Below are 8,707 nucleotides of genomic sequence, written 5' to 3' on the forward strand. Positions count from 1 at the left end.
GAGTAAAAGCGTTTGCTACTATCGAGCAGCAAACTTTGCTTCTTTTTCAAGTTTTTTACGAATACGTTGACGCTTTAAAGGCGATAAGTAATCGATAAATAATTTACCCATTAAGTGATCAAGCTCGTGTTGCGTGCAAATAGCTAAAAGGCCATCAGCGTCATAGCTGTACTGCTCACCTTTTTCATTTAACGCTTTGACCGTAATTTCTTCAGCGCGGTCTACCTTTGCCCAAGAGTGTGGGACAGATAAACAGCCTTCTTCGCTGGTTGTTGAACCTTCTTTACGCACAATTTCTGGGTTGATCAGTACTAGCGGTTCATTACGCTCTTCAGAAACATCAATAACCACGATACGCTGATGAATATTAACTTGGGTTGCAGCTAAGCCGATGCCATTTTCGTCATACATGGTTTCTAACATGTCTTTGACTATCTGGCGAACCTCATCATTTACCTCAGCGACAGGTTGTGCAACAGTGCGCAAGCGCTCGTCTGGAAATCTAAGTACTTCTAACTTTGCCATGGTTACCTTTTATAGTTAAGCTTTAATGCAAAATATTGTATGTTCTTATTTTAGCCATTCGCGTTCCCCTTTAACAGGTTTTGGTTGATAATATCGAAAAATAACTCAAGGAAGCCATAATGAAACACTCATTTACTGCGCTTATCATGGCAACTTGTCTTGCTCTTCCCGTTTTTGCGCAGGATACGATAACTGTTAAGGGAGATGCCCCTGTTCAATACACTGTCAAAGAGGGGGACACGTTGTGGGATATTTCAAAACTATATTTATCCTCGCCATGGCAGTGGCAAACGTTATGGCAGCAAAACCCTCAATTAAGCGACCCACACTTAATTTATCCAGGGGATGTACTGTCATTGCAGTTTGATAAGCAAGGCGTGCCAATACTCACATTAGATAAGGGCGTAAAAAAGCTTACCCCACAAGCTCGGATAGCCGTGCAAAAAAGTACAGCGATTCCGACATTACCGATGTCATTAATACAGCCGCTTATTTCATTCGAACAAGCTTTGAGTGAACAGGATTTGACAAGCCATCCTTACATACTCGGAGCCAACTACAATGTGAAGTTGGCAACGCAAGGGCATACTGTCTATGTGAAAGGTGATCTTGAGCGATATACCCACTATGGCATTTACAATATTGGGGGGGCATATCGTGATCTTAAGTCGAACGAAATATTGGCGCACGAAGTACGGCTTGTGGGGACTGCTCGAGTGTTGGACGAAGGGGATCTTTCACAGGGTCAGCCAGCCAAAGTTAAAGTAGAGTCAGCAAAGCAAGAGATCAGACCGAGAGATATACTAATGCCGCTTTCCAAAGGTCATAGTTTTTCGGTGCAATTTAATATGCTTCGACCCGCACATGATATTCAAGGCAGTATTATTGCAAGTGAGAATAAATTAAGAGAGTTTGGTGCTACTGCTGTTGTTATCCTCAATATCGGTAAAGAGCAACAATTAAAAGAGGGGCACATACTTGATATTAATAAACGCTCACCTACAGTTATCGAAGGTACCAAAGGACCTCGTTATGTGGAAGACGCTAATAGCCTAGAGAAGTTTACAAAAAGTGTAAGAGAATTATTTGGCACTGAAAACAGCGATATCAGCGTGGTTTGGACGATGCCAGAAGAAAAAGTCGGAGAGCTGATGGTGTTTAAGGTCTACGACAAAGTAAGTTATGCGCTAGTCACCAATGCAATGCAACCCATTCGGGTGGGAGATAGTGTTACTGTGAACTAGTTGCTTAGATGCTCTAAGGAGGGAGCATGGGAAATGTATCTATATTGCAATGTTTAGCTTTGCATGTGTGCAAGGGACTTGGTGTTGCAACCATCAAGGCACTGCAGGCAAAGTGCGATTTATCATCGTTATTTGAATTATCTTTAAAAGATCTCAAACAATTGGGCTTGAGCGATACTTTAGCGCAACAATTACATCATATTGACTGGCCTTACTTGCGGCGTGTAGCAGCACAATGTACTCAGCTTGATATTGAAATTATCAGCTATTTTGATACCCGTTACCCACCTTTGCTCAAAGAGATTGCCAGTGCTCCCTTGCTTTTATTTTGCAAAGGAAACACTCAACTACTTTCTCAGCCGCAAATAGCCATTGTAGGGAGTCGTAATGCCACTGCTACGGGATTACAAATAGCGTCTGACTTTGCATATCAGCTAAATCAGGTGGGTTTGATTGTCACCTCCGGGCTGGCCCGCGGAATTGATGGTGCTGCACATAAAGGTGCTTTAGCGCATAGTGGTGCAACAATCGCGGTATTGGGGACGGGGGTTGATATCGTTTATCCCAGACGCCATAACATCTTATATCAGCAAGTGTTTGAGCGAGGACTCTTGGTTAGTGAGTTTTTGCCTGGATGTGGGCCCCAAGCAAATCACTTTCCGCGTCGTAATCGAATTATTTCTGGGCTGTCTTTAGGTGTGGTGCTGGTTGAGGCGGAAATAAAAAGTGGCTCACTTATCACTGCAAGATTTGCTTTGGAGCAAAATAGAGAGGTGTTTGCGGTGCCAGGCTCTATTAAAAATCCCTTGTCTCAAGGGTGCCATTATTTGTTAAAGCAAGGGGCTAAACTCACTGAGTGCGCAGAAGATATCATAGAGGATGTGAGCTTTTTGTCCCAAAACGGTCTATATAGTATAGAGAGCGTGATGAAAAATGACTCACCACAGGAGGACTGCCCAGTATTGCAAAACCTTGGCTTTGAGGTTACCTCGATAGATACCTTAACGCAAAGGACCCAGTGGCCAGTAGAGCGAGTTGCAGCGCGTTTATTGGACCTAGAGCTTGAAGATAAAGTAGAACGCGTCTTAGACGGCTACATTAAATTAGCGAGGGGTTAATCATGTTTGATATCCTAATGTATCTATTTGAGAATTATATCCACAGTGAAGCGGATATATTTGTTGAGCAAAATGAGTTAACAGATGAGTTACTCAGGGCAGGGTTTAATCAAGAAGAAATTTACAAAGCGCTTGATTGGCTAGAGCAACTAGCTGATCTGCAGCACAGTGATGAAATACCTTACCTAAACAGCAAAGCTGATAGCGCGATCCGTATTTACACCGAGCAAGAGTGTCAAATGCTGGACGTAGAGTGCCGAGGCTTTTTAATGTTTGTTGAGCAGGTGGGTGTGATCGATTCAATTACTCGTGAAATGGTCATAGATCGATTGTTTGCGCTGGAAAAGTCAATCATTGGTTTGGAAGATTTAAAATGGGTGATTTTAATGGTGCTATTTAATGTGCCAGGTAAAGAGCAAGCTTATGCGCAAATGGAAGATCTCATATTTGACGAGCCTAGCGGATATTTACATTGATATTTTCGGGGTCTTCTCTTGACCCCAAAATCATGGCAGTTATATTAGGCGCAAATGTGTACACTGGCTAAATAAAATTATGAGTAAAATCGACCATTCTTTGTTTGATGCTAACCGCCATGCGTTAGAAAAAGAGTATGAAGTGTGTCCAGATTGTGGCTCTGAGCTGGTGATGAAGCACAGCAAAAATGGCCCATTTTTGGGGTGTGCCAGTTACCCAACTTGCCATTATATTCGACCCCTAACACAACACGACAACCACGATATTAAAGTACTCGATGATTCACCATGCCCTGAGTGTGGTGAGCCGTTGGTGATCCGAAATGGTCGTTATGGTATGTTCATCGGTTGCACGGGCTACCCACAATGTCACTATATTGCCCATGATGAGCAAGATAATGAAGTTGAGCAAACTGTTGATTGTCCTAAATGTCAAAAAGGTGTATTAACAAAACGCAAAAATAAATATGGTAAGTTTTTTTATTCTTGCGACAGGTACCCGCAATGCAAGTATAGCCTTAACCAACAGCCGGTTGCACACAGCTGCCCCAAGTGCGGATGGGCAGTAATGATGCAAAAGCAACGAGCAGGAAAAGCTGTGTTACAATGCCCGCAAAAGGCTTGTCAGCACAAAATTGAGAGCGACTGTGAGTAACTCACCCAACAACCTAGAAGAAGCATGCCAAGCACTGAGTGCTGGTGGCGTGATCTGCTATCCAACAGAAGCGGTATTTGGACTGGGTTGCGACCCGGATAATCAAGAGGCCGTGAATAAGATACTTACCATCAAACAAAGAAAAGTTAGTAAGGGGCTCATTTTGTTGGCTGACAATTATGGTCAGTGTTTACCCTATGTTGACGATGCGAAAATACCAATGGATAAGCGAACTGCATTGTTCTCATCTTGGCCAAGTGCCGTTACTTGGCTATTGCCAGCTAAAGCATCAACACCGAAATGGTTGACCGGAGAGCATGACACGATTGCTGTTCGCGTAACCGCTCACCCACAATGCAAAGCATTAACTAGGTTGTTTGGTAAGCCTCTGGTATCAACTAGTGCGAACTTATCGGGTGAACAACCTGTAATGAGCTTAGACGAAGCGCGCCGTATCTTTAATGAGCTGGTGGATTGCTATGTGCATGGGGAACTTGGTGGTAATGCCGCGCCTAGTCAAATTAAACATGCACTTTCGGGTGCCGTTATTCGAGGAAATTAGTCACAACTATGAGTAAAGTGAATTTAGAAACGGTTAAATCGTTTTTACTGTCATTGCAGGATTCTATCTGTGCTGGCCTTGAGCAGGCCGATGGTCAAGCCAAATTTGTTGAAGATGCCTGGCAACGTGAAGAAGGTGGTGGCGGGCGTACTCGAGTAATTAGAGATGGTGCGGTTATAGAGCAAGGAGGGGTGAATTACTCGCATGTATATGGAGAGTCTATGCCTGCTTCTGCTACTGCACACCGTCCTGAGTTGGCTGGTCGCAGTTTCCATGCTTGTGGCGTATCACTGGTCATCCACCCAAAAAATCCATATATTCCAACAAGTCACGCTAATGTGCGCTTTTTTATCGCTGAGAAAGAGGGTGAAGAGCCTATTTGGTGGTTTGGAGGCGGTTTTGACCTTACCCCATTTTACCCTGAACTAGATGATGTTAAGCACTGGCATAAAGTGGCCAAAAATCTGTGCCTGCCTTTTGGTGAGCAGGTATATGACGATTATAAAAAGTGGTGTGATGATTACTTTTTCTTAAAGCATCGAGGTGAGACGCGCGGTGTAGGTGGGTTGTTCTTTGATGATTTAAACCAGTGGGGTTTTGAAAAGAGCTTTGCGTTTATGCAGGCGGTTGGAAATGGGTTTTTAGACGCCTATTTACCAATCATCGAACGTCGCAAAGATACAGAATACACTGAGCATGAGCGTCAATTTCAGCTTTATCGACGTGGTCGCTATGTTGAGTTTAACCTTGTGTGGGATCGCGGCACTTTATTTGGCTTGCAAACTGGTGGGCGTACAGAATCAATCTTGATGTCGATGCCACCTTTGGCGCGTTGGGAATATAACTTCACACCAGCAAAGGAGAGCCCTGAAGCTAAGTTGTATGATTTCTATCTAAAACCTCAGGATTGGCTTGCTCTTTGATAGCATAAAAAGGGCGCCTTAAAGGCGCCTTGAGCACAGCATAACAATGCTCGATTAGTCTAGCTTAAAGCTTCTTACTTGCTCATCCAAAGAGCGGGCCAGTGATAGTAACTCTTCACTTACTTGCTTACTGCCATGAGCATCAACTAAAGATTGTTCAGCATTATCTCGTATTGCAATAACGCTTTGGTTTATTTCTTCAGCGGCTAAATTCTGTTGTTCAGTTGCATCCGCTATCTGTACATTCAAGTCATTAATTTCATGCATTTGATTAGAGATATTCTTAAGTGCTTGTGCTACTTGTTTTACCTGTGTGGCTCTGTCATCAGCTTCTTCGCATGATGCACTCATCGCTTTTACAGTTTGCTCAGCTTCACTTTGTAATTTATCAATGGTGCGTCTAATCTCATCTGTTGAGTCGTGTGTTCGTGTAGCCAGTGTGCGTACTTCGTCAGCTACAACCGCAAAGCCTCGACCAGCTTCGCCTGCTCGTGCAGCTTCAATCGCGGCATTTAATGCTAATAGATTGGTTTGTTCGGCAATACTGCTGATCACTTCTAGTACTTTTCCGACTTCGAGCGTTTGCGCTTGCAGCTGGCTGACCTGTGTTGCAGCTAGGCGTACATCTTTAGCAAGTTGATTGATACTTTGTTCGGTGCGCTCGGCTACGGCCATGCTTTCTTCTGCGAGATGATTACTGCTATCAGATTTTTCAGATGCAAAATGAGTGGTGTTTTTAACTTCACTGGATGAGCTTTCTAGTTCGTTAATGGCTGCTGCAACAGAATCGGTGCCTTGTTTTTGCTGTTGTATGGCACGCTCTGTTGTGTCTGCAGATGTGTAAATGGTTTCAGCGGATTGAATAAGCACTTTGGAGGTGTGTGATACTTGACCTATATTGTCTTTAAATGATGCCATCATTTTATTGTAGTTAGAGGCTAAGCGGCCAAGTTCATCATCAATATTGTCATCTATACGCAGGCTTAAGTCTTTATTTTGCGAAGCAAGTCGCATAGTACGGCCCAGCGTTTTTAGGCGCGTAATAAACAGCTTTCTAAACAGTGTGCCCAATATCACAAATGTTACAACAAAAATCCCGGTCAGTAGCGCGGTACTCAGCCATGTATTTGCTTGTACGCTTGAATCAATATCATCCAGTGAGTAGCTTATTCTTACGACACCGAGTACATCACCTTCTTGTGCCTGATGGCAGCCTAGGCAGTTAGTACCTTTGTAATCGGCTTGAGCGATCATAGGTCTTAAGTAAGTCATTATGCGCGAGTCATCTCGCGTCTCTATAAATAGAGACTCTTTACCATTTAGCGCTTGATGTTCAGCATCTCCATTGGGAGATTGATTTGTATTGCCAGCCCCATACATTTTTACAACTTTTGAGCCGCGAATAATGTGGGCATCCTCAATGTTTGGATGCGCTCTGAGTTTTTGACTCAATATCTCTCTATTTGCCATGGTGCCAGTAAGCATCATGGTATTGATGGAATCAAAGTAATTGTCTGCTAGCAGTCGAATGTTCTCTGCTACCGTGTCTTGAGCCAGCTGCTGTTGTTGGCTTGAGCTGCTAAGGATACTGGCTACTAATACCAAAATACCGGTTACGGCAAGTAAAGCATAAATTTTATGTTGAATAGAAGTCACACGCATCGCACAATTCTCCATTATGAGATGCGTATTATGAATAAAGTGGTATTCGCTAGCTTTGACTTAGCGCAAAGAGTGGGTAAGTTAGCTTGCTACTTTAGTCTTGGTTAATCATGTGGCTGGCAAGTTGAGACAAAGATTGGCGAAGACCTTCTCTTAGTAAAGGATTATCAATCTCCATGTCGAGTGCTTTGTTCATACAATGCATCCATTGGTCTCGAAGTGACTGATCGATAGGAAAAGGCATGTGCCTTTGTCTTAATCTCGGGTGGCCATATTGCCCTACAAATAGGTCGGGTCCGCCTAGCCAGCCAGATAAAAATTCAAAAAATACTTGGCGGATCCTATCCAATGGTTGTGGATGCATATCATAAAGCGGTTTCGCATAAGGGTCGCTGGCCATGATATCGTAAAACCGATTAGCCAAAGCGCGAGTGCCAGATTCACCTCCTATGATCTCATAAGGCGTTTTTTCAGGAGTAGGCGAACCGTTTGTTTTTTCTTGCCTTGCATCTTTGTTGAAGATGCGTTTAATTAACTGCTTCATAAATTTAATAACTTCGGGGCGTGTACGTGGACAAATATGCGGTTTTTGGTCACCCAATAAAACACTCTAAATCACCTAAGATTCATCAAGCCTTCGCAAGGCAATATGATGAACAAATTAGTTATGAGGCAATTCTAGCACCTTTAGAGGGATTTAAAGAGTCGGTAAATACATTTTTTGCTTCGGGTGGTAAAGGTGCCAATGTCACTTTACCATTTAAAGAGGAAGCTTTTCGGCTCGCGGATAAACTGACCGAACGAGCAAAGTTGGCGGGAGCTGTAAATACGCTAAAGCGCATCGAGACAGGGGAGTTGCTAGGAGATAACACTGATGGAGCGGGCTTAGTCGCCGATTTACTACGACAAGGTGCATGTTTAGAAAACGCCCAAATATTGTTACTAGGTGCTGGCGGTGCAGCACGTGGTTGTATTTTTCCACTCCTGCAAGCTGGCGTATCATGTGTTGTGATAGCAAATAGAACACAAAGCAAAGCACAAACTTTGGCACAAGAATTTAGCCAGTTTGGTAAGGTGGTTGACTGTGGATTGGATAATATAAGTAATGTTGATTTCTCGATAGTTATTAACTCTACCTCATCGAGTGTCACCGGAGATATCCCGAATATAGACCCCATTCATATACAAAAGTGTGTTTTTGCTTATGACATGTTCTATAGTGATCAGCCAACTAGCTTTCTAAATTGGGTGGCTACATATAATAGCAGTGCACAGTTAGTTGACGGTCTGGGCATGTTGATAGGTCAAGCCGCCGAAGCCTATTCTGTTTGGCGTGGTAAATACCCAGATGTTACAAAAGTCATAAACGCATTTAAGCAAGGCTCTCTCTAAATGAATCAAAGTATTTTATTCAATGACGACATCTATGTGGATGCGCAAACAAAAGAGCTTCGTTTTTCGGCGATGGTGAATGGTATGATGGTGCTGTGTCGAATAATAACGCCTCTTACAGATATAGAAGAGGCATTAGATCATTTTAAA

The 8,707-nt window shown here is 43.2% G+C and carries 11 protein-coding genes (1 of these 11 cut by a window edge); 8 read left to right on the forward strand and 3 right to left on the reverse strand.

Features of this window, described 5'->3' with window-relative positions:
- Nucleotides 1–18: 18 nt before the first annotated feature.
- Nucleotides 19–525 carry a peptide deformylase gene (gene def, locus GDK41_RS00095; RefSeq protein WP_152084518.1) on the reverse strand — a complete coding sequence of 169 codons (507 nt, stop codon included), beginning with the start codon at nucleotides 523–525 and terminating at the stop codon, nucleotides 19–21.
- 119 nt (nucleotides 526–644) lie between these two features.
- Between def and GDK41_RS00100 the strand changes: the two genes are divergently transcribed.
- From GDK41_RS00100 to hemF, 6 genes are all read left to right on the forward strand, one after another.
- Nucleotides 645–1,769: a LysM peptidoglycan-binding domain-containing protein gene (locus GDK41_RS00100; RefSeq protein ID WP_152084519.1), complete on the forward strand. Its 1,125-nt coding sequence runs from the start codon at nucleotides 645–647 to the stop codon at nucleotides 1,767–1,769.
- A 26-nt stretch (nucleotides 1,770–1,795) separates the two neighbouring features.
- The gene (dprA, locus tag GDK41_RS00105) at nucleotides 1,796–2,887 is read left to right on the forward strand and encodes a DNA-processing protein DprA (RefSeq protein ID WP_152084520.1); all 1,092 of its coding nucleotides are present in this window, start codon (nucleotides 1,796–1,798) and stop codon (nucleotides 2,885–2,887) included.
- 2 nt (nucleotides 2,888–2,889) lie between these two features.
- A complete protein-coding gene (locus tag GDK41_RS00110) occupies nucleotides 2,890–3,363 on the forward strand; it encodes a DUF494 family protein (RefSeq protein WP_152084521.1) in 474 nt (157 codons plus the stop codon).
- Between the two features lie 79 nt (nucleotides 3,364–3,442).
- Nucleotides 3,443–4,018, forward strand: coding sequence for a DNA topoisomerase family protein (locus GDK41_RS00115; RefSeq protein ID WP_152084522.1), 576 nt, complete (start codon nucleotides 3,443–3,445; stop codon nucleotides 4,016–4,018).
- Entirely contained in the window at nucleotides 4,011–4,580 is a 570-nt protein-coding gene (locus GDK41_RS00120; RefSeq protein ID WP_232056489.1) for an L-threonylcarbamoyladenylate synthase, read from the forward strand. The genes GDK41_RS00115 and GDK41_RS00120 overlap by 8 nt, the downstream gene beginning before the upstream one ends.
- An 8-nt stretch (nucleotides 4,581–4,588) precedes the next feature.
- Nucleotides 4,589–5,503 (forward strand): oxygen-dependent coproporphyrinogen oxidase, encoded by a 915-nt coding sequence (gene hemF / locus GDK41_RS00125; RefSeq protein ID WP_152084524.1) that lies wholly within the window; start codon nucleotides 4,589–4,591, stop codon nucleotides 5,501–5,503.
- A 54-nt stretch (nucleotides 5,504–5,557) separates the two neighbouring features.
- Here hemF and GDK41_RS00130 read toward each other — a convergent pair whose 3' ends face one another.
- Nucleotides 5,558–7,165, reverse strand: coding sequence for a methyl-accepting chemotaxis protein (locus GDK41_RS00130; protein WP_152084525.1), 1,608 nt, complete (start codon nucleotides 7,163–7,165; stop codon nucleotides 5,558–5,560).
- A gap of 94 nt (nucleotides 7,166–7,259) precedes the next feature.
- Nucleotides 7,260–7,709, reverse strand: a complete 450-nt coding sequence (locus GDK41_RS00135; protein WP_152084526.1) for a group II truncated hemoglobin — start codon at nucleotides 7,707–7,709, stop codon at nucleotides 7,260–7,262.
- 26 nt (nucleotides 7,710–7,735) lie between these two features.
- Between GDK41_RS00135 and aroE the strand changes: the two genes are divergently transcribed.
- Nucleotides 7,736–8,557, forward strand: a complete 822-nt coding sequence (aroE, locus tag GDK41_RS00140; RefSeq protein WP_152084527.1) for a shikimate dehydrogenase — start codon at nucleotides 7,736–7,738, stop codon at nucleotides 8,555–8,557.
- On the forward strand, nucleotides 8,558–8,707 hold the 5' portion of the coding sequence (locus GDK41_RS00145) for a DUF1488 family protein (protein WP_152084528.1). It continues 93 nt past the right edge of the window; the window shows 150 of its 243 coding nt (coding positions 1–150); its start codon is at nucleotides 8,558–8,560; the stop codon falls past the right edge of the window.

The organism is Pseudoalteromonas sp. A25 (assembly GCF_009176705.1).
Taxonomy (GTDB): domain Bacteria; phylum Pseudomonadota; class Gammaproteobacteria; order Enterobacterales; family Alteromonadaceae; genus Pseudoalteromonas.

What these genes read in the sequence shown, in the direction of transcription:
- GDK41_RS00100 (WP_152084519.1), top strand. Translation starts at nt 645, where the DNA reads ATGAAACACTCATTTACTGCGCTTATCATGGCAACTTGTCTTGCTCTT.
- GDK41_RS00135 (WP_152084526.1), bottom strand. Translation starts at nt 7,709, where the DNA reads ATGAAGCAGTTAATTAAACGCATCTTCAACAAAGATGCAAGGCAAGAA.
- GDK41_RS00110 (WP_152084521.1), top strand. Translation starts at nt 2,890, where the DNA reads ATGTTTGATATCCTAATGTATCTATTTGAGAATTATATCCACAGTGAA.
- GDK41_RS00130 (WP_152084525.1), bottom strand. Translation starts at nt 7,165, where the DNA reads ATGCGTGTGACTTCTATTCAACATAAAATTTATGCTTTACTTGCCGTA.
- GDK41_RS00115 (WP_152084522.1), top strand. Translation starts at nt 3,443, where the DNA reads ATGAGTAAAATCGACCATTCTTTGTTTGATGCTAACCGCCATGCGTTA.
- dprA (WP_152084520.1), top strand. Translation starts at nt 1,796, where the DNA reads ATGGGAAATGTATCTATATTGCAATGTTTAGCTTTGCATGTGTGCAAG.
- def (WP_152084518.1), bottom strand. Translation starts at nt 525, where the DNA reads ATGGCAAAGTTAGAAGTACTTAGATTTCCAGACGAGCGCTTGCGCACT.
- hemF (WP_152084524.1), top strand. Translation starts at nt 4,589, where the DNA reads ATGAGTAAAGTGAATTTAGAAACGGTTAAATCGTTTTTACTGTCATTG.